Below are 17,818 nucleotides of genomic sequence, written 5' to 3'. Positions count from 1 at the left end.
CGGGGTCCGGGGCGGAGCCCCGAGTCGGGACGGAAAGGGGCGAGGGCCGAAGAAGCGTGAGTGGAAGCCGGGCCCGGGGCGTCACGGGGCTGAGGGATCCTGCGGCCCCCGCCCGGACAGCACCTCCCCGTACGCCTGCATCAGGTCCGGCAGCCGCAGGGTCGACAGGTCGTCGCGCGACAGACTCCCGGGATACCCCGTGAGCCGCAGATCGCGGTACGCGCAGCTCTTCTCGTACAGCGTGCGCAGGAACCGTCCGTTGCCCAGCTCGTCGATCCAGCCCTGGTCGACCACGTGCCCGCTGATGGAGCGCAGTTCGTCCAGCGCCTCCTCGTCCCAGACGTCGCCGTTGTCGGCGGCCAGCACCTCGCCGATGGCGGTCAGTTCGAGGGGGCGGTACGAAGGGAAGTCGACGCGGGTCGTGAAGCGCGAGGACAGGCCCGGGTTCGCGGCGAGCAGGCGGTCCATGCCCTCCGGGTAGCCCGCGAGGATGACGACGAGGTGGTCGCGGTTGTCCTCGGCACGCTTCAGCAGCACCTGAAGGGCCTCGTCGCCGTACGCGTCGCCCTTGCCGTAGCCCGAGTTGGAGAGCGAGTACGCCTCGTCCACGAACAGGACGCCGCCGATCGCCGAGTCGATCAGTTCGTTGGCCTTGACGGCCGTCTGGCCGAGGTACTCGCCGACCAGGTCGGCGCGCTGGGCCTCCACCAGATGGTCGCCGCCGAGCAGTCCGAGGGCGTAGAAGACCCGGCCCAGGATGCGGGCCACCGTGGTCTTGCCGGTGCCGGACGGGCCGGAGAAGACGAAGTGGCGCTTGGGCGGCTGCACGGGCAATCCCTGGCCGGCCCTGAGCCGGGCCATTTTCAGCTGCGCGGACAGCGCCTTCACCTGGCGCTTGACCGGTTCGAGGCCGACCATTCCCTCGAGCTCGGCGAGCGCCTCCTCCAGGAGTGCCGGATCGGTCGGCCCGGTCGGCGGCGGCTGCACCGGGATCACGGCCTTCTCCCGTACCGCGTCCCGCTCGGGAGGCAGCCCCCCCGAGGGCGGCGGATCCGGCTCCGAGAGCTTCAACTCCCGTCCCTCCGTGCCGAAGAGGGGGTCCGCACCGTCCGGCCCCTCCAGCACGTCCTGTCCGGCACCGGAGAGGGTGACCGCCGCGAAGTCGGCCGCGTCGTCGTACCCGTCGCCCTCGGAGATCGCCGCCAGCCGTGCCGAGGTGTCCATGAAGGCGGGGTCCACCCGGTGCACCGCCCGGTACAGCGGCAGAGCCGCGGCGGACCGTCCGGTGCCCTCGTGCGCCCGGGCCAGCCAGTAACGCAGTTCCTTGCGCTGCGGCTGCTCGCTGCGGCAACGCATCAGCGCGGACGACAGGAGCGGCTCCGCGTGCCCGTACATCTCGAGCCGGACCCGGGCCATCCCGCCGAACAGGCCCGCCTCGATGCCCAGCATGGGGTCGTCGACCAGTGGATCCGTGTGCCGGACCAACTGCTCCCAGTCCTTGACCAGATAGGCGCGGCAGGCGTGCAGGAAGCGCACCTGCGGGTCGGCGTCGACGGGAGGCAGGCTCGCCAGCGCCCGGTCCAGCTCGGGGACATGGCGGCCGTCGAGCCAGTGCGAGGCGTGCGCCAGCAGCAAATCGCGCGGGCTCTCCAGCACCGGCTGCACCCACCAGCCGAGCCAGTACCAGGAGTTGAGGGTGCGCCGGTGACGGGAGCGCTGTTCGCCGAAGCGGTCCCGGTGGCGGAACATGCGCAGCAGCGCGGTGGTCGTGTCCACCCGCAGCGCGTGCAGCCCGAGCCAGCCGTCGGCCATCCCGGGATCGATCCGGACCGCGGCGCGGAACTCCTCCTCCGCCTGCGGATAGGCGCCCATCGTGTAGGCGTCGACGCCTCGCAGCCAGGCGAGGTCGGCCGGGGCCGGTGGGCCCTGCGTGCCGAAGTCCATCACGTCCCCCACAAACCGTGCCCCCGATGGGTGTGCCGACGGGCCGGTACCCGCCGACAGCCTGCGTCGAACCGCTGTGCTGCGGACGGGAGTTGACTCGGTGCGCAGAGCAGCCGTCCGATGGTCGCACCGGAAGGCATCGTACCTGCGGGGGAGTGGTGGGCCGTAGGGTGCCGCACGGCCCGTTCTGCGAGGCGGGAGCGGACGGGGCGCACTCGCTGTCGGTGACCCAGGGTGAGCAAACAGGGGCCAGCGGCGTGCCGAAACCCGGCTCGGGGCAGAACGAAGCCCCCGATCACGGGGGAACAACCGGGGGCTTCGCGTCTGAGGGGCAGCCCCGAAAGGCCGCACATTCAGAACGTAAGACCTGTACGGCCCCTGGGTCAAGCCGAGTTGGGGCACTCGAACAGGTTCGCCCGTAGGGGTCTTCACAAGTTCAGCACACAGCGGACGGTCCGTCACCGTGAGTGAGGATTCGGGTGGATCCGTCGGTCCCGGCAGGCCCCGGAAGCACCTCGTATCCCTGCCGGCACTGCCGTACCAGGAGATCCGCGAACGGCCGTGCGGGGTCCTCGGCGAAGTGCCGGCGTTCCGCCGGGACCCATCCGTCCCAGAACGCCTCCTGTGCCTCCCCGTCCCGTACTCGCCCACGGGCCCAGGCCTCCTCGGGAGGCAACTCCATCCACAGCAGCCCCGCCAGACGGGTGCGCAGCGCCCGGCGCCCGGCGCCGACCCCCTCCAGCAGGACGACGGGCGCGGGCGGGAGCGTCCGGGCGGGGCCGAAGTGCCGCGCGTGCCAGTCGTAGGGGCGGTAGTGCGCCGCCTCGCCGCGGCTCAGGGGCCCGATCACCTCACGGTCCAGCCGGCCGGTCCAGGCGAAGAGTTCCTCGTGGGTGGCGATGTCGTCGAGGTGCAGGACGGGTGCGTCGCCGAGCGCCGCCGCCAGCCGCCCGGCGAAGGTCGTCTTCCCGGAGCCCGCGTGTCCGTCGACGCCGAGCAGGCGCACGGGACCGCAGGAGGGCGGCAGCAGGCGGATGCGGGACGCGAGGTCGTCGATGGCGGTTCCCGGGGCGGATCGAGGGGTGGCATATTCCGGCTGCACATTCTACAGCCGTCGATACCGGTTGAATCCGGAGGAAGGGGGATGGTGTCGAATTGAACGAATCAGCGTCCGTCCATTCCCGTGGGCCCTTCGTGACAGGACGGGTACAACCTGCCTTTTCGGAAGTGGCGTTCCTGTCCTGGGTGATGCTGAGTAGTGTTCGGTTTGCTGTCCGTGCGGGCCTGGCCGGGCCCTGACCGAATTTCAGCGCGGGCGGCACAGGCGCACCGCTGTGGTGTAGTACGGGGACGGACAGGGGAACATGACCACGGGGTTATTCGAGGGGCAGTACGTGTGGCACCCGGCGGCCGACGACCGCAGGCTCGCGAGTGTGTGCACGGACGTGCGGGCCGGCCGCTATCTGAGTGCGCACGAGGTACTGGCCGAGTCGCGCCGGGACTTCGGACTGCGCGCCCATCGCTCTCTGGTGCTGGCGTCCGAGGCCGCCGACTCCGATCTCGCGGAACGCTGGCTGGCCGAGGAGCCGACCCCGGAAGCCGCCCTGCTGTGGGCGCGGGTCGCCGTCCTGCGGGCACTGCGCGCCGCCGACGCCCGGGACGAGCGGGCCGAGGCGCTGGAGCGCATCGCCGTGACCGCCTGCGACCGGGCCTCCGCGATGACGCCGTACGACCCGACACCGGCGGTGGCGAAGCTGGCCATGGCCCGGCTGCACGAGATCCGCGAACCAGCCCCGCAGGGACTGCTGACCGCGCCGCCCGGCCCCTGGCAGCTCTTCTCGCACATCCTGCGGCTCGACCCCTGGAACCGTGAGGGTCACCACCGCTTCCTGGCGTTCTTCTTCACCCGCCACGGCGGCTCGGTGAACGCGGCCTGGGACGTCGCGGCCTTTTTGAGCCAGCGGGCGCCCGCCTCCTCTCCGCTGCGACTGCTGCCGCTGGTCGCCCTGGTCGAGAGCTACGACCCCTCGCAGCTGCTGGCCGACCGGGTCTGGGAGCAGCCCCAATGGCGGTCCACGGCGCTCGGCATCTACCAGAACTGGCTTCCGCACGTGACGGGTTACCAGTTCACGCCGGTGATCGACCTGGCGTACCTGGCGCACGCGCTCTTCATGGCGCAGCGCGAGTTCGAGGCCCGCGCCGTCTTCACGGCCATGGGCCCGTACGCGTCACGGATGCCCTGGTGCGTGTTCGGCGACCCCGAGGAGCAGCTGTCCCGCGCCCGGCGGTCCTGTGGGCTGCCCGTGCCCGGAGCCGCCTGACCCGCCCTTCCCCGTCCACCCGGCAGATCTCTCTTCCCCCAGGAAAGGTCCGGTTGTGTCAGAACGGATAACGGCCCCTCGCACGAGAGCACGCGGCCGTGAGGTCCCCGCGGAGCTCGACGACGACGCGACGCTGCATGCGATGGGTTATCCGAGAAAGCTCACGCGTCGATTCCAGGCGTTCGACAATTTCGCTATCTCGTTCACCATCATCAACATCATCTCGGGTATTTTCTCGGCTTTCGGATTCGGAATGAACGCGGGCGGCCCGCGCATTCTCGTATTCGGCTGGATCGGGGTGTCCGTCATGGTGCTCTTCATCGGCGCCGCCATGGCCGAGGTCGCCTCCGCCTATCCCACGAGCGGTGCCCTGTATTTCTCCGCGGGTAAACTCGCCAAACGGCACAAGGGCGCCTGGTCCTGGTACACGGGCTGGCTGAACTTCGTCGGCCAGGTCGGCGGAACGGCCGCCACCGGATACGCGGCCGCCACCTTCATCCAGGCGTTCATCGCACTGCAGTGGTCCTCGTACGAGCCGACCGCCCACCAGACGGTCCTGATCACGGCGCTGATCATCGTGCTCCAGGGGCTGGCCAACACCTACACGGTCCAGGTCGTCGCGCTGCTCAACCGCATCTCCGTGTGGTGGCTGCTGATCGGACTCGTGGTGATCGTGAGCACACTCGTCGTGATGCCCGACGATCATCAGTCGGCGTCTTTCGTCACTCATTTCGCGAACAACACCGGTTTCACCAACGGGTTTTACGGGGGCATGCTCGGTCTGCTGGTCACCAGTTGGACCTTCACCGGCTTCGACGGCAGCTTCCACATGTCCGAGGAAACGGTCCGGGCCACGGTCAACGCGCCAAAGGGGATCATGCGGGCGATCGGCTATTCGGCGATCACCGGTCTCGTCCTCATGCTCGCGCTCGTGTACAGCGTCCAGGATTACGACCGGGTCGCCGGCTCCTCGGCGCCGCCCGTGCAGATCCTCCTGGACGGCCTCGGTGCGGGTGCCGCGAAGGTGATCCTGCTGATCGTGATCGGTGCCATGCTCTTCTGCGGTCTGGCCAATCTGACCAGCAACACCCGGCAGATCTTCGCCTTCTCCCGGGACGGCGCGATGCCCGGCTCGCGCTGGTGGCACTCGGTCTCGCCGCGCACCCGTACCCCCGTGAAGGCCGTCTGGCTGGCGGTCGGCTGCTCGCTCGCCCTGGTGCTGCCCGGCTGGTGGTCCCACACCGCGTTCACCGCGATCGTCAGTGTCAACGTGGTGGGGCTGTACCTCGCCTACGCCGTGCCGATCTTCCTGCGGCTGCGGCTCGGCGACGAGTTCCGGCCCGGCCCCTGGAACCTCGGCCGCTGGAGCAGGCCCGTCGGCATCCTCGCCGTGGTCTGGATCCTGCTCAGCAGCGTGCTGTTCATGCTGCCCCAGGCCTCCCCGATCACCGTCGACACCTTCAACTACGCCTCGATCGCCCTGGCCGTGGTGCTGGCGATCGCCACGGTGTGGTGGTTCGCCACCGCGCGCCGCCGCTTCCAGGGGCCGGTCAGCTACGGCCGCCCCGACGAGGTCGCAGCCATGGACCTCATCTGACCCACCCGTCCGGGGCCCCGCTGCACAGCACTCCTGTGCGCCGGGGCCCCGGCCCGTCCGGCCCGTCCGGCAAGCCCGGCCCGTCCGGCCCGTTCGGCACGTTCGGCACGTCCGGGGTCACCGGCTCGGGGACGCGCAGGTCGTGCCAGTGGTCCCGACCAATATTGGTGGGCGCGGCGAGGCCCGAAGTGCTGGCAGAAGCCGGCCCCCGGCATCCATAGTTGGGCCACAGCCGTGCTGTTGAACCGCCCGTTCCGGACAACTGGGGGTCACCCACCCATGACCAGAGCTTCCGAACCGTCCCGCAGAACCGTCCTCGCCGCAGCCGTCGCAGCGGCGGCCGCCGGGGCAGCGGGACCGGCGGCCGCCGCCGCTCCGCCGCGCTCAGCGAAAGCCCCGAACAGCCTCGTGGACCTCCACGCCTGGACCTCGTACCCCGACTGGCGCTCGGGCGCCGCCCGGGGCACCCGTGCGGTCGCCGGCGCCCGTCCGGGGCTGGTGATCGCCACCCCGGCCGGCACCACCGACTACACCGACCCGCACACCGGGAGGACCGCCGCCTGGGAGTACGCGACCTGGACCTCCCCGGTCCACCGGCTCACCGTCCCGGCCACCGAGGTCATCGCGTCCTGGAACGCGCACACCCCGGCCGGCACCTGGCTCCAGATCGAGCTGACGGGGACGTACTCCGACGGCACGGACACCCCCTGGTACGTGATGGGCCGCTGGGCCGCCGGCGACCAGGACATCAGGCGGACCTCGGTCGACGGCCAGAGCGACGGCAGGAGCAGCATCTGGACGGACACGTTCGCCGTCGACGACACCGCCTCCGGCCTGCGCCTGGTCTCCTACCGGCTGCGGCTGACGCTGTACCGGACCCCCGGCACGCAGCACACGCCCACCGTCTGGCGGGCCGGCGCGATGGGCTCCGACGTCCCCGACCGCTTCACCGTCCCGGCCTCCACGCCCGGCGTCGCCCGGGAGCTGCGGGTCCCGCGGTACTCGCAGGAGATCCACGCGGGCCAGTACCCGCAGTACGACAACGGCGGCGAGGCCTGGTGCAGCCCCACGTCCTCGCAGATGATCATCGAGTACTGGGGACGCGGGCCCACGGCGGAGCAGCTCGCCTGGGTGGACCCGTCCTACGCGGACCCGCAGGTGTGCCACGCGGCCCGCTTCACGTTCGACTACCAGTACGACGGTTGCGGCAACTGGCCCTTCAACGCCGCCTACGCGGCGACGTACAAGGACCTCCAGGGTGTGGTGACCCGCCTCGGCTCCCTCACCGACCTGGAGACGCTGATCGCCGCCGGCATCCCGGCCATAACGTCCCAGTCGTTCCTCAAGACGGAGCTGACCGGCGCGGGCTACGGAACCTCGGGCCATCTGATGACGGTCATCGGCTTCACCGCCGACGGCGACGTGATCGCCAACGATCCCGCCTCGCCGAGCGACGACGCGGTGCGCCGCGTCTACGACCGGAGGGAGTTCGAGAACATCTGGCTCCGTACGAAGCGCTACAACGCGTCCGGGAAGGTGGTTTCCGGCACCGGCGGCGTCTGCTACCTGTACTTCCCGGCGCACCCCTCCGCGCGTCAGCGCAAGGCACTGGCGGCGGTGGGCGTCCGCTAGCGCCTGCGGCGGCCCCCTTGACCACCGTGGGGGCCGCCCGCTCGACGGCGGCCCCCCGCCGTCGTTGCTGCCCGGACGGGTCGGCCGTGGTGGTGTGAGGAGAAGCACAGCCCCGCGCGCCGTGGTGGAATCCCGGGCCTTTCGGACCTCGCCGGTGCGTTCGCGTGACCAAGCTCTCTACCGCGAGGAGCCGGTCCGGTGGCAAGGTGGTCGGGTCGGCGGGGAGCCGGCGGGGCGGGGATCCACTCAGCACTACGTGAGCGAGAAGCCATGACCGCGACCTCCGCCACCACGGCCCCTGTCCGCGCCCGCACCGGCGGCCCCGGGGAAGACGGGCCGAAGATCCTCGAGCACGCCCTCGGCTGGACCCTCGTCGTGGTCCTGGCCATGCTGGTCGCCCAGCTCGGCCTGCTGTGACCCGGGCCGGCCGGCGCTGAGCCGAGCCGGTCCACGCCTGTCGTGCAGCGCTGAGCCCAACGCCCGCGCAGGGCGATGGAGTTGTCGATCCGAGTCGAACAGGCAGGTGACAGGGGTCTGCCATACTGCCGATGTCCCGCCGGCAGTTGGAGACCAGGGGCCGACATTGAACAGCAGCGGACAGCGCGGCCTCGACCGCCCACGCACGCGCGGCACCGACCGTTCCGTGGCACGTCGCGCCGAACTCATCGCCGTCGGCCGGAAGTTGTTCGCCGACCGGTCCTACGACGCGCTGTCGATGGACGACATCGCCAAGCAGGCGCAGGTCGCGAAAGGGCTGATCTACTACTACTTCCAGTCCAAGCGCGGCTACTACCTGGCGATCGTCGAGGACGCGGTGGCCGATCTGACAGCGCGCGCGGCCGACGGTCTCGGCCTGCCACCCGAGCAACGCGTGCACCGCACGGTCGACGGCTACCTCCGCTTCGCCGAGCACCACCAGGCCGCGTACCGCACGATCATCAGCGGCGGGGTCGGTTTCGACTCCGAGGTGCAGGCCATCCGGGACGGTGTCCGCGAGGCGATCATCACGACGATCGCCGAGGGAGCCTGGGGCCCCGCCCGCACGGACCGGGCCGGGAGCGGTGCAGGCCGGCAGCGGGTCCGGCCCCTGCCCCGGGCGGCGCTGCTCGCCTGGCTGTGCAGCGTCGAGGGGGCCACCCTGGACTGGATCGACCGGCAGGACCTGACCCGCGACACCATGCGCGAACTGCTGGTGAAGATGCTGGGCGGGGCGTTGCGGGCCGTCGAGGAACTCGACCCCTCGTACGTGGCACCCGCCGCCGCCCGCCGGGACGGCTGACCAAGGGGCGGGAGCCGCCGGACCCCCGCCCCGAGTTCTGTGCCCGACCGGTCAGTTGATCGCCCTGATCAGCTCACCGTTCGAGGTGTCTCCGCTCAGCTCCCAGAAGAAGGTGCCTCCGAGTCCCTGCGCGTTCTTGTAGTTCATCTTCCCGGCGATGGTCGACGGGGTGTCGTAACTCCACCAGTTGCTGCCGCACTTCGCGTACGCCGTGCCGCCGACCGTGCCGGTCGCCGGGCACTTCGCCTTGAGCACCTTGTAGTCGTCGATGCCCTGCTCGTACGTCCCCGCCGCCGGGCCGGTGGCCGAGCCGCCCGGGGCCGACTGGGTGACTCCGGTCCAGCCGCGTCCGTAGAAGCCGATGCCGAGCAGCAGCTTGGCGGCCGGGACGCCGAGGCCCTTGAGCTTCGCGATCGTCGCGGAGGTGTGATAGCCCGCCTTCGGGATCCCGGGGTAGGAGGTGAGCGGGGAGTGCGGAGCCGTGGGACCGGTCGCGTCCCAGGCGCCGAAGAAGTCGTACGTCATCGGGTTGTACCAGTCGACGTACTGGGCGGCGCCCGCGTAGTCGGCCGCGTCGATCTTGCCGCCGCTGGTGGCGTCGGCCGGGATCGCCGAGGTGAGGAGGCTGCCGCTGCCGAACTTCGCGCGCAGCGCCGCCATCAGGTTCTTGTAGGCCGCCCTGCCGCTGGTGTCGCAGCTGAGGCCGCAGGCGTTGGGGTACTCCCAGTCGATGTCGATGCCGTCGAAGACATCGGCCCACTTGGAGTTCTCGACCAGGTCGTAGCAGGACTGCGCGAAGGCGGCCGGGTTCCTGGCGGCCTCGGTGAAGCCGCCCGACCAGGTCCAGCCGCCGAAGGACCACAGGACCTTGAGGTTCGGGTGCAGCTTCTTGAGCTTGCGCAGCTGGTTGAAGTTGCCGCGCAGCGGCTGGTCCCAGGTGTCGGCGACGCCGTCGACGGACTGGGCGGCGGTGTACGCCTTGTCCGTCGCCGCGTACGCGTCGCCCATGGCGCACTTGCCGCCGGTGACGTTGCCGAACGCGTAGTTGATGTGGGTCAGCTTGGCGGCCGAGCCGGACGTCTCGATGTTCTTGACGTGGTAGTTCCGGTCGTACACGCCCCATTCGGTGAAGTAGCCGACGACCTTGGAGCCGGCCGCCGCGGCGGTGCTCTGCCCGGCGGTCGTGGCGGTAGCGGACTCGCCGGCGGCCGCGGCGCCCGCGCCGGCGAGCAGTCCGGCGCCGAGGGCGGCGCAACACGCGGCGGACAGAAGCGCCCGGAAGCGGGCGCGGGTGCGGTGCGGTCTGAACATCGTTGCTCCTCGTGGGGGAGGGGAACGTGTGGGGGCCGTGCTGCCGGACCTGCGGGCGGGCCTGGGCCGCCGCGGGGACGTCCGGTCGCCGACCTCCTCGTACCGTTTGGCATGAACGCGGTAACGCGTTGCGGGAACAGTAGGAGGACTAGACCAGTGCGTCAATGGTTCGGACCAATTCCCCTGTCTTTTAGTAAGCGGTCGTTAACTGGTGACTCGGTGCCTCCGATCGGGCATACTCACAGCGCCACAGCCGCTGATCAGCACCTTCCGCGACCCGGACGGGCAGCATCGGCTGGGCACTGTGAGACCCGGTGGATCCGCCCCATCCCAGGCGTGCGTCCGCCGCTGTGCCCGACAGGGAGGAGAGCGTCGACATGCCCGACCGCGCCCCGCAGCCGGTGGACCGGCAACTGCCCACGGACGAGGCCCGGGATCTGATCTCGCTCGTCCGCGACATCGCGCACCGTGAGATCGCGCCCGGGGCGGCCGAGGAGGAGGACGCCGGCCGGTTCCCGCGCCACGTGTTCGGACTCCTCTCGGAATCGGGCCTGCTCGGACTGCCCTACGACGCCGAGCACGGCGGGGGCGACCAGCCGTACGAGGTCTACCTCCAGATCCTCGAGGAGCTCGCCGCGGCCCGCCTCACCGTCGGCCTCGGCGTCAGCGTCCACACCCTCGCCTGCCACGCGCTCGCGAACTACGGCACCAAGGAGCAGCGGACCGAGCATCTGCCCGCCATGCTCGGCGGCGGCCTCCTCGGCGCCTACTGCCTCTCCGAACCCTCCTCCGGGTCCGACGCCGCTTCCCTGCGGACCAAGGCCGTCCGGGACGGCGACGACTGGGTGATCACGGGCACCAAGGCCTGGATCACGCACGGCGGGATCGCCGACTTCTACACCGTGCTGGCGCGCACCGGCGGCGAGGGCGCCCGGGGCATCTCCGCGTTCCTCGTGCCCGGCGACGCCGAGGGGCTGAGTGCCGCGCTGCCCGAGAAGAAGATGGGCATGAAGGGCTCGCCCACCGCCCAGGTCCACTTCGACGGCGTCCGGGTCGGCGACGACCGGCGCATCGGCGACGAGGGACAGGGCTTCGCGATCGCCCTCTCCGCGCTCGACTCCGGTCGGCTCGGCATCGCGGCCTGCGCCGTCGGCGTGGCCCAGGCGGCACTGGACGAGGCCGTCGCGTACGCCACCGGGCGGCAGCAGTTCGGACGGCCGGTCTCGGACTTCCAGGGGCTGCGCTTCATGCTCGCCGACATGGCGACCCAGATCGAGGCGGGCCGGGCGCTCTACCTGGCCGCCGCCCGCCTGCGCGACGCCGGTCGGCCGTTCGCCAAGCAGGCGGCCATGGCCAAACTGCTCTGCACGGACGCCGCGATGAAGGTCACCACGGACGCCGTGCAGGTCCTCGGCGGGTACGGCTACACCGCCGACTTCCCGGCCGAGCGCTACATGCGCGAGGCCAAGGTGCTCCAGATCGTCGAGGGCACCAATCAGATCCAGCGCATGGTCATCGCCCGTCACCTCGCGGGTCCGGAGTCACGCTGAACGGATCCCGGCCCGTACCGAACTGGCTCAGGCCCGCCGGGGGCGCCGCCAGCCGCGCCCACTCCGGGTCGTGCTGCCCCGGCAGCGTACGGCCGCGGTCGGCCCAGGTCCGGATCAGCGCACGGTAGATGGGCGGGTCCTGGTACTGGGAAGGCCCCGGGGGCACCGGTGCCGCCGGCGGCGGGACGTAGATGCGGCGCCGACGCCCGGTGGCCGGGAAAGTAGGGGTCATACCAGGGCAACGCGCGCACGGGCGCACAGGTAACCGGCACGGGAATTCGGGCTTGAGTTCGCGCTGAGCCCGTACGGGGGTGCCGGCGGGTCCCGCCTCAGGCGGCACCGGGCACCGGACACACCGAACCCGCACCACGGCCCGACCCCGCGGGCCGTGGTGCGGGACGACTACGAGAAGCGGCTCAGGCGGCGTGACGCCGCATGCCGGGGACCCTCATGGGGCGCGAGCCCGGTCCGCCGACGTGCGAGAACGGCTGCTTGCGCCAGTCGAGTCCCTGGGGGAGCGTCAGCAGCAGTGCGGTGTCCTGCTCCTGGGGCTCCGTCGACTCGTCGGCGGGCCGCGCGTCGGCAGCCGCCCGGCCCGTACCGGCACAGGCCGTGAGCCCGAAGGGGTTCCACGGAGAGGCGCACAGCGCGTGCTCCGGCAGGATCTCCTCGTCCGCCAGGAGCGCGATGGGCTGTGCGCAGTCCGGGCAGATCACCCGGTACATCTCGAAGGTGTCGTACGCGTCGAACTCCTCGCCGTCCAGGACGTCCGGTTCGACGCCCTCCGGCTCGGGTTCCAGGACCTGCTGCTGCCTCTTGGGCGTGGTACGTCCAGGGCGCTTGAGACTCTGCATGGGTTTCTCCCCCTCGGGTGGGCCGACAAGGCGCTGCGACCTCGACCACAGCAAGCACTTCCCGCCAGGCCTGCGAGGTAATCACGAGAACATCACGGACCCTGCCGCGGATCTGTGGCGTTCGTCACACGCCCTTCACGGATGCCCGGCCCGGCGGGTTCCTTTCGGGCGGCGCACCGGCCGCACCGGTCACATCACGAACCGGGAATGACCTGGGCCGCTGAGGTATCCGCCGGGATCAAGGGCCCTGTAGGTTCTGCGGCATGGAGGACCTGGATCGACGGATCGTGCAGCTGCTCGTCGAGGACGGGCGGATGAGCTACACCGACCTGGGCAAGGCCACGGGCCTGTCCACGTCGGCCGTGCACCAGAGGGTGCGCCGGCTGGAGCAGCGCGGTGTGATCCGCGGCTACGCGGCCGTCGTCGACCCCGAAGCCGTCGGGCTGCCCATCACCGCCTTCATCTCGGTGAAACCGTTCGACCCCAGCGCCCCGGACGACATCGCGGAACGGCTCGCCGACGTCCCCGAGATCGAGGCCTGCCACAGCGTCGCCGGCGACGAGAACTACATCCTCAAGGTGCGCGTCCCGACCCCGCACGAGCTGGAGGAGCTGCTCGCCCGCGTGCGCTCCCTCGCGGGCGTCTCCACCCGCACCACGGTGGTGCTCTCGACGCCGTACGAGGCAAGGCCGCCCCGGATCTGACGGCGCCCGCTCCTTGTCCCCGCCCCCGCGCGCGGACCGGCTGCCCGAAGCAGCGAGACTGTCCCTCATGAGTGAGAGCACCGCCCCGACGGACACCGTGCTGCTGCGCGGTGGCGAAGTCCACAGCCCCGCCGATCCCTTCGCCACCGCGATGGTCGTCGAACGCGGGCAGATCGCCTGGGTCGGCTCCGAGGGCGCGGCCGACGCCTTCGCGAGCGGGGTCGACGAGGTCGTGGACCTCCAAGGTGCCCTCGTGACGCCCGCGTTCACCGACGCGCACGTCCACACCACCGCCACCGGGCTCGCCCTCACCGGCCTCGACCTGTCCGGCGCCCCCTCCCTGGACGCGGCCCTCGCCCTCGTCCGCGAGTTCGCAGCCGCCCGACCCGCCGACCGGGTCCTGCTCGGCCACGGCTGGGACGCGGCCCGCTGGCCCGACGGACGGCCCCCGGCCCGCGCCGAACTCGACGAGGCGAGCGGCGGACGCCCGCTCTACCTCTCCCGCATCGACGTCCACTCCGCCGTCGTCAGCACCGCCCTCCTCGACCTCGTGCCGGGCATCACCGGACGCGCCGGGTACGCGGACGGCCCGCTCACCCGCGACGCCCATCACGCCGTGCGCGCCGCCGCGTTCGCTGCCGTGACCGCCGCCCAGCGCACCGAGGCGCAGCGCGCCGCGCTCGCCCACGCCGCCTCCCTCGGCATCGGCTCCGTGCACGAGTGCGCGGGACCCGAGATCTCCTCCGAGGAAGACCTCACCGGGCTGCTGCGTCTCGCCGGCGCGGAGGCGGGCCCCCGCGTCGTGGGCTACTGGGCCGAGGCGGGCGAGGAGGGCATCGCCAGGGCGCGTGCCCTGGGCGCGGTCGGCGCCGCCGGCGACCTCTTCGTCGACGGGGCGCTCGGCTCGCACACCGCCTGTCTGCACCGGCCGTACGCCGACGCCGGGCACACCGGCACGGCCTACCTCGATGCCGGTGCCGTCGCCGCCCACGTGATCGCGTGCACCGAGGCGGGCCTCCAGGCCGGTTTCCACGCCATCGGGGACGCCGCCGTGACCGCCGTCGTCGACGGGGTGCGCGCCGCCGCCGAGAAGGTCGGCCTCTCCCGCGTGCGCGCAGCCCGCCACCGGGTCGAACACGCCGAGATGCTCACTCCGCACACCATCGCCGCCTTCGCCGAGCTCGGGCTCACCGCCTCGGTGCAGCCGGCCTTCGACGCGCTGTGGGGCGGCGAGGACGGCATGTACGCCCGGCGCCTCGGCGCCGAACGGGCCCGCACGCTCAATCCGTACGCGGCCCTGCTGCGGGCCGGCGTCCCGCTCGCCTTCGGGTCCGACAGCCCGGTGACCCCCCTCGACCCGTGGGGCACCGTCCGTGCCGCCGCCTTCCACCGGACCCCCGCGCACCGGATCTCGGTACGCGCCGCGTTCACGGCGCACACACGCGGCGGGTGGCGGGCCGTCGGACGGGACGACGCGGGTGTCCTGGTCCCCGGGGCTCCCGCGGACTACGCCGTGTGGCGCACCGAGGACCTGATCGTCCAGGCCCCCGACGACCGCGTCGCGCGCTGGTCCACCGACCCCCGCTCCGGCACGCCGGGGCTGCCGGACCTGACCCCCGGCGCGGACCTCCCGGTCTGCCTGCGCACGGTGGTCGGCGGCCGGACGGTATTCGTACGGCCGGACGAGTGATGTCCCGGGACGGCGCCGCCCCGGCCGGTGCGGGCCGCCGCGCGGCGCGACCTGCGCATCCTCGGCACTGAACAGGCCGTTGGCCGAATAGTCGCAGGTCAGAGGGGTGTTGACAGTCGGCGGCGAAGGGCGGGTAGGTTCGGCCGGGTCCACCACCGGACGTCCGACCGGGGAACTTCACTCAGTCGCCGCAGCGCCGCTGGGTCAGGGATGGTGTGCCGCACCGGCACACCACCACCGGGTGCCAGGTCCAGCGCCCGCGCCACGGGGCGGGGGAACGTTCCGGCCGGATGGGTCCCTCCCCGCTCCGCAGGAGCGCGGGGGAAGGTGCGACCCGGGTGGGGCCCGGACGTTCAGTAGACAACGGCTTTCGGTCGACCCGCAGCCAGCGGGTCCCTGGTCGGCCCGAAGGGCGCCGGGCCCCGATCCGCAGGGTTCGCCGTCCGGCAGCGGGCCGGCGCCGCGCCCGCACGGCTCGGGCGGGGACGGACACCCCGTACGCGTACGTGCCGACACGGCAACGCAGGCCGCGGCCACTATGGTGGTCCCCTGCGTACGGACATGAAGGGGCAGTGGTGAACGACGGCGACGGGACCCTCGCGGCAGGAGCCCAGGGGAGACAGTTCGGCCCCCTCGGGAAGGCCTTGGTGATCATTCCGACCTACAACGAGGCGGAGAACATCAAGAAGATCGTCGACCGGGTGCGGACCGCCGTGCCCGATGCGCACGTTCTCGTGGCCGACGACAACAGCCCCGACGGCACGGGCAAACTCGCCGACGAGCTGGCCGTGGGCGACGAGCGCGTCCAGGTGCTGCACCGCAAGGGCAAGGAGGGCCTCGGCGCCGCCTACCTCGCGGGCTTTCGCTGGGGCATGGAGCACGGCTACGACGTACTCATCGAGATGGACGCCGACGGCTCTCACCAGCCCGAGGAACTGCCCCGGCTGCTGACCGCCCTCAAGGGGGCCGACCTCGTGCTCGGCTCCCGCTGGGTGCCGGGCGGCCGGGTCGTGAACTGGCCCAAGTCCCGTGAGTTCATCTCGCGCGGCGGCAGCCTCTACTCCCGGGTCCTGCTCGACGTGCCGATCCGGGACGTCACCGGTGGCTACCGCGCCTTCCGGGCCGGGACCCTGAAGGGCCTCGGTCTGGGCGAAGTGGCCTCGCAGGGTTACTGCTTCCAGGTCGACCTCGCCCGTCGCGCCGTGAAGGCCGGCTATCACGTCGTCGAGGTGCCCATCACCTTCGTCGAGCGGGAACTGGGCGACTCCAAGATGAGCCGCGACATCCTCGTGGAGGCCCTGTGGCGGGTCACCAGCTGGGGCGTGCGGGAGCGCGTCGGCAAGGTCCTGGGCCGCAAGGCCCTCTGAGCGGCACCGGCGCACAGGTTCGGCTGATCCTTCCCTTATCCCGTGCTGAGCCGGGCCCGGGCACACTGGGTGCATGACGACTGGCGTTCCGACCCCCGCGCACCCCGTCCGGCCCCGGCGCTCCCGGCTGCGTACGTTCCTGCCGCTCGGCCTCGCCGCCTGGCTGGTGCTGGAGATCTGGCTGCTGACCGTGGTCGCGGGCGTGGCGGGCGGCGGCGCGGTCCTGCTGCTGGTCGTCGCCGGGTTCGTGCTCGGTGGTGTGGTGATCAAGCGGGCCGGGCGCCGGGCCTTCCGTAATCTCAGCGAGACGCTGCAACAGCAGCAGAGTGGTGTGCCGCCCACCGGCGGCAGCACCCGGGGCAACGGCCCGATGATGCTCGGCGGTCTGCTGCTGATGCTCCCGGGCCTGGTCTCCGACGTCCTGGGACTCCTCCTGCTGCTCCCTCCGGTCCAGAAGGCCGTCAGCGCCCACACCGAGCGCGCCGTCGACCGCAGGATCCGCGCGACCGTCCCGGGTAATTTCCAGGACGCCTTCCAGCAGTCCCGGATGCACCGCCCCGACGGAAAAGTCGTCCAGGGCGAGGTCATCAGGGACGAGGGCCCGCGGGAACAGGGACCGACGCCGCCGCTCGGCCGCTGAGCAGCGCCCCGTACGCTCCGGCCGGGCCTCGCTGCCCGGCCGGAGCGCACGGGCGAGTGCGGAGCGCGCGACGACCGCGGGCACCGTACAGAACGTACGGTGCCCGCGGTCGTCGTGCGTGTGTGTCGGTATGCCGCCCAACCCCGGAGGGATTACGCGGACTTGCGGCTGTCCCGCGGATGTACCGCGATGTTCATCGCGCCTGAGCGCAGAACGGCCAGGCGCTCCTCGAGGACCTCTTCGAGTTCCTCTCGGGTACGCCGCTCCATCAGCATGTCCCAGTGCGTACGCGCGGGCTTGGCCTTCTTTTCCTCAGGGCCGTCGCCGTCCACCAGGAGTGCCTGGGCCCCGCAGACCTTGCACTCCCACTCGGGCGGGATCTCCGCCTCGACCGAGAAGGGCATCTCAAACCGGTGCCCCTTCTCGCATGCGTACTCCACGGCCTGGCGCGGGGCCAGGTCGATGCCGCGGTCCGTCTCGTAGCTGGTCACCACGAGGCGCGTGCCGCGAAGAGCTCGCTCACTCATGAATCGTGCCTCCCGGGCTTGTCGCCCACAGGACAGGTGTCGCTGTCGTCGTCATCCGGTCAACGTCCGGTCGGCGGTAAAGATTCCCGTTGGGGGTCATGCGTCGCCGTCGTAGCCGCCCCTTGTTGTACCCACCAGCACCCGGTTTGTCACATCTATCAACAGATGTGACCCCGCGTTTCGTCGTCTTTGACGCGCAGTAACGGTACGCCAGGCAGGCCAAAGGCGTACACTACCGGCCTTTGGCGTTGCGCGCTAAATCCTGGGGGTTCGGGGTTGCCCGCGTCGCGTACGGCCCGTCGTAACGCGACCCGTGCGAGCAGCACGAACCCGACGACGAAGAAGGCGCCAGGGTCGGCGCTGACCGACGGGCCGGGCCGGATCGCGCACCGTCCCTGGTCG

Annotated in this window: 16 protein-coding genes and 1 pseudogene; 10 read left to right on the top strand and 7 right to left on the bottom strand. The window is 71.6% G+C overall.

Going from position 1 to position 17,818, the window contains the following annotated elements:
* Nucleotides 1-81 precede the first annotated feature (81 nt).
* Nucleotides 82-1,944: an AAA family ATPase gene (locus ACFYP4_RS31335; RefSeq protein ID WP_388790044.1), complete on the bottom strand. Its 1,863-nt coding sequence runs from the start codon at nucleotides 1,942-1,944 to the stop codon at nucleotides 82-84.
* Between the two features lie 436 nt (nucleotides 1,945-2,380).
* Complete coding sequence (locus tag ACFYP4_RS31330) at nucleotides 2,381-3,046, bottom strand: hypothetical protein (protein ID WP_358852660.1); 666 nt, start codon at nucleotides 3,044-3,046, stop codon at nucleotides 2,381-2,383.
* A 262-nt stretch (nucleotides 3,047-3,308) separates the two neighbouring features.
* On the opposite strand from ACFYP4_RS31330, the gene ACFYP4_RS31325 reads away from it, so the two are divergent.
* From ACFYP4_RS31325 to ACFYP4_RS31305, 5 genes are all read left to right on the top strand, one after another.
* Nucleotides 3,309-4,265, top strand: coding sequence for a hypothetical protein (locus ACFYP4_RS31325; RefSeq protein ID WP_358852659.1), 957 nt, complete (start codon nucleotides 3,309-3,311; stop codon nucleotides 4,263-4,265).
* A 55-nt stretch (nucleotides 4,266-4,320) separates the two neighbouring features.
* Complete coding sequence (locus ACFYP4_RS31320) at nucleotides 4,321-5,862, top strand: amino acid permease (protein WP_358852658.1); 1,542 nt, start codon at nucleotides 4,321-4,323, stop codon at nucleotides 5,860-5,862.
* 279 nt (nucleotides 5,863-6,141) lie between these two features.
* On the top strand, nucleotides 6,142-7,494 hold the full coding sequence (locus ACFYP4_RS31315; RefSeq protein WP_388790040.1) for a peptidase C39 family protein: 1,353 nt from the start codon (nucleotides 6,142-6,144) through the stop codon (nucleotides 7,492-7,494).
* Between the two features lie 270 nt (nucleotides 7,495-7,764).
* Entirely contained in the window at nucleotides 7,765-7,911 is a 147-nt protein-coding gene (locus ACFYP4_RS31310) for an SCO1431 family membrane protein (RefSeq protein ID WP_358852656.1), read from the top strand.
* A gap of 166 nt (nucleotides 7,912-8,077) precedes the next feature.
* Nucleotides 8,078-8,773 carry a helix-turn-helix domain-containing protein gene (locus tag ACFYP4_RS31305; RefSeq protein WP_358852655.1) on the top strand — a complete coding sequence of 232 codons (696 nt, stop codon included), beginning with the start codon at nucleotides 8,078-8,080 and terminating at the stop codon, nucleotides 8,771-8,773.
* A 51-nt stretch (nucleotides 8,774-8,824) separates the two neighbouring features.
* On the opposite strand, the gene ACFYP4_RS31300 is transcribed toward ACFYP4_RS31305, so the two are convergent.
* Nucleotides 8,825-10,084 carry a glycoside hydrolase family 18 protein gene (locus tag ACFYP4_RS31300; protein WP_358852654.1) on the bottom strand — a complete coding sequence of 420 codons (1,260 nt, stop codon included), beginning with the start codon at nucleotides 10,082-10,084 and terminating at the stop codon, nucleotides 8,825-8,827.
* A gap of 377 nt (nucleotides 10,085-10,461) precedes the next feature.
* On the opposite strand from ACFYP4_RS31300, the gene ACFYP4_RS31295 reads away from it, so the two are divergent.
* A complete protein-coding gene (locus ACFYP4_RS31295; RefSeq protein WP_388790036.1) occupies nucleotides 10,462-11,634 on the top strand; it encodes an acyl-CoA dehydrogenase family protein in 1,173 nt (390 codons plus the stop codon).
* On the opposite strand, the gene ACFYP4_RS31290 is transcribed toward ACFYP4_RS31295, so the two are convergent.
* Together ACFYP4_RS31290 and ACFYP4_RS31285 are read right to left on the bottom strand one after the other, a co-directional pair.
* Nucleotides 11,597-11,866 (bottom strand): hypothetical protein, encoded by a 270-nt coding sequence (locus tag ACFYP4_RS31290; protein WP_388790033.1) that lies wholly within the window; start codon nucleotides 11,864-11,866, stop codon nucleotides 11,597-11,599. The genes ACFYP4_RS31295 and ACFYP4_RS31290 overlap by 38 nt on opposite strands.
* A gap of 184 nt (nucleotides 11,867-12,050) precedes the next feature.
* On the bottom strand, nucleotides 12,051-12,488 hold the full coding sequence (locus ACFYP4_RS31285; RefSeq protein ID WP_358852651.1) for a hypothetical protein: 438 nt from the start codon (nucleotides 12,486-12,488) through the stop codon (nucleotides 12,051-12,053).
* Nucleotides 12,489-12,751: 263 nt separating this feature from the next.
* Between ACFYP4_RS31285 and ACFYP4_RS31280 the strand changes: the two genes are divergently transcribed.
* The 4 genes from ACFYP4_RS31280 to fxsA all read left to right on the top strand — a co-directional run bounded on the left by ACFYP4_RS31280 (nucleotide 12,752) and on the right by fxsA (nucleotide 16,889).
* A complete protein-coding gene (locus tag ACFYP4_RS31280; RefSeq protein ID WP_358852650.1) occupies nucleotides 12,752-13,192 on the top strand; it encodes an Lrp/AsnC family transcriptional regulator in 441 nt (146 codons plus the stop codon).
* Between the two features lie 67 nt (nucleotides 13,193-13,259).
* On the top strand, nucleotides 13,260-14,882 hold the full coding sequence (locus tag ACFYP4_RS31275) for an amidohydrolase (RefSeq protein ID WP_358852649.1): 1,623 nt from the start codon (nucleotides 13,260-13,262) through the stop codon (nucleotides 14,880-14,882).
* 575 nt (nucleotides 14,883-15,457) lie between these two features.
* Nucleotides 15,458-16,249 (top strand): polyprenol monophosphomannose synthase, encoded by a 792-nt coding sequence (locus tag ACFYP4_RS31270; RefSeq protein WP_358852648.1) that lies wholly within the window; start codon nucleotides 15,458-15,460, stop codon nucleotides 16,247-16,249.
* A gap of 73 nt (nucleotides 16,250-16,322) precedes the next feature.
* The gene (gene fxsA, locus ACFYP4_RS31265; RefSeq protein WP_388790028.1) at nucleotides 16,323-16,889 is read left to right on the top strand and encodes an FxsA family membrane protein; all 567 of its coding nucleotides are present in this window, start codon (nucleotides 16,323-16,325) and stop codon (nucleotides 16,887-16,889) included.
* Nucleotides 16,890-17,041: 152 nt separating this feature from the next.
* On the opposite strand, the gene ACFYP4_RS31260 is transcribed toward fxsA, so the two are convergent.
* Both ACFYP4_RS31260 and ACFYP4_RS31255 read right to left on the bottom strand, forming a co-directional pair.
* Complete coding sequence (locus tag ACFYP4_RS31260) at nucleotides 17,042-17,416, bottom strand: RNA polymerase-binding protein RbpA (protein ID WP_003977404.1); 375 nt, start codon at nucleotides 17,414-17,416, stop codon at nucleotides 17,042-17,044.
* Nucleotides 17,417-17,574: 158 nt separating this feature from the next.
* Nucleotides 17,575-17,763, bottom strand: a pseudogene (locus tag ACFYP4_RS31255) (MFS transporter); the annotation flags it as partial.
* Nucleotides 17,764-17,818 lie beyond the last annotated feature (55 nt).

This window comes from Streptomyces sp. NPDC005551 (assembly GCF_042871785.1).
In the GTDB taxonomy this organism is placed as follows: Bacteria; Actinomycetota; Actinomycetes; order Streptomycetales; family Streptomycetaceae; genus Streptomyces.
The sequence above is the reverse complement of the archived record's forward strand: the minus strand, read 5'-3'. Positions and strand labels throughout refer to the sequence as shown.

What these genes read in the sequence shown, in the direction of transcription:
- ACFYP4_RS31280 (WP_358852650.1), top strand. Translation starts at nt 12,752, where the DNA reads ATGGAGGACCTGGATCGACGGATCGTGCAGCTGCTCGTCGAGGACGGG.
- fxsA (WP_388790028.1), top strand. Translation starts at nt 16,323, where the DNA reads ATGACGACTGGCGTTCCGACCCCCGCGCACCCCGTCCGGCCCCGGCGC.
- ACFYP4_RS31300 (WP_358852654.1), bottom strand. Translation starts at nt 10,084, where the DNA reads ATGTTCAGACCGCACCGCACCCGCGCCCGCTTCCGGGCGCTTCTGTCC.
- ACFYP4_RS31260 (WP_003977404.1), bottom strand. Translation starts at nt 17,416, where the DNA reads ATGAGTGAGCGAGCTCTTCGCGGCACGCGCCTCGTGGTGACCAGCTAC.
- ACFYP4_RS31290 (WP_388790033.1), bottom strand. Translation starts at nt 11,866, where the DNA reads ATGACCCCTACTTTCCCGGCCACCGGGCGTCGGCGCCGCATCTACGTC.
- ACFYP4_RS31275 (WP_358852649.1), top strand. Translation starts at nt 13,260, where the DNA reads ATGAGTGAGAGCACCGCCCCGACGGACACCGTGCTGCTGCGCGGTGGC.
- ACFYP4_RS31325 (WP_358852659.1), top strand. Translation starts at nt 3,309, where the DNA reads ATGACCACGGGGTTATTCGAGGGGCAGTACGTGTGGCACCCGGCGGCC.
- ACFYP4_RS31335 (WP_388790044.1), bottom strand. Translation starts at nt 1,944, where the DNA reads ATGGACTTCGGCACGCAGGGCCCACCGGCCCCGGCCGACCTCGCCTGG.
- ACFYP4_RS31310 (WP_358852656.1), top strand. Translation starts at nt 7,765, where the DNA reads ATGACCGCGACCTCCGCCACCACGGCCCCTGTCCGCGCCCGCACCGGC.
- ACFYP4_RS31285 (WP_358852651.1), bottom strand. Translation starts at nt 12,488, where the DNA reads ATGCAGAGTCTCAAGCGCCCTGGACGTACCACGCCCAAGAGGCAGCAG.
- ACFYP4_RS31315 (WP_388790040.1), top strand. Translation starts at nt 6,142, where the DNA reads ATGACCAGAGCTTCCGAACCGTCCCGCAGAACCGTCCTCGCCGCAGCC.
- ACFYP4_RS31295 (WP_388790036.1), top strand. Translation starts at nt 10,462, where the DNA reads ATGCCCGACCGCGCCCCGCAGCCGGTGGACCGGCAACTGCCCACGGAC.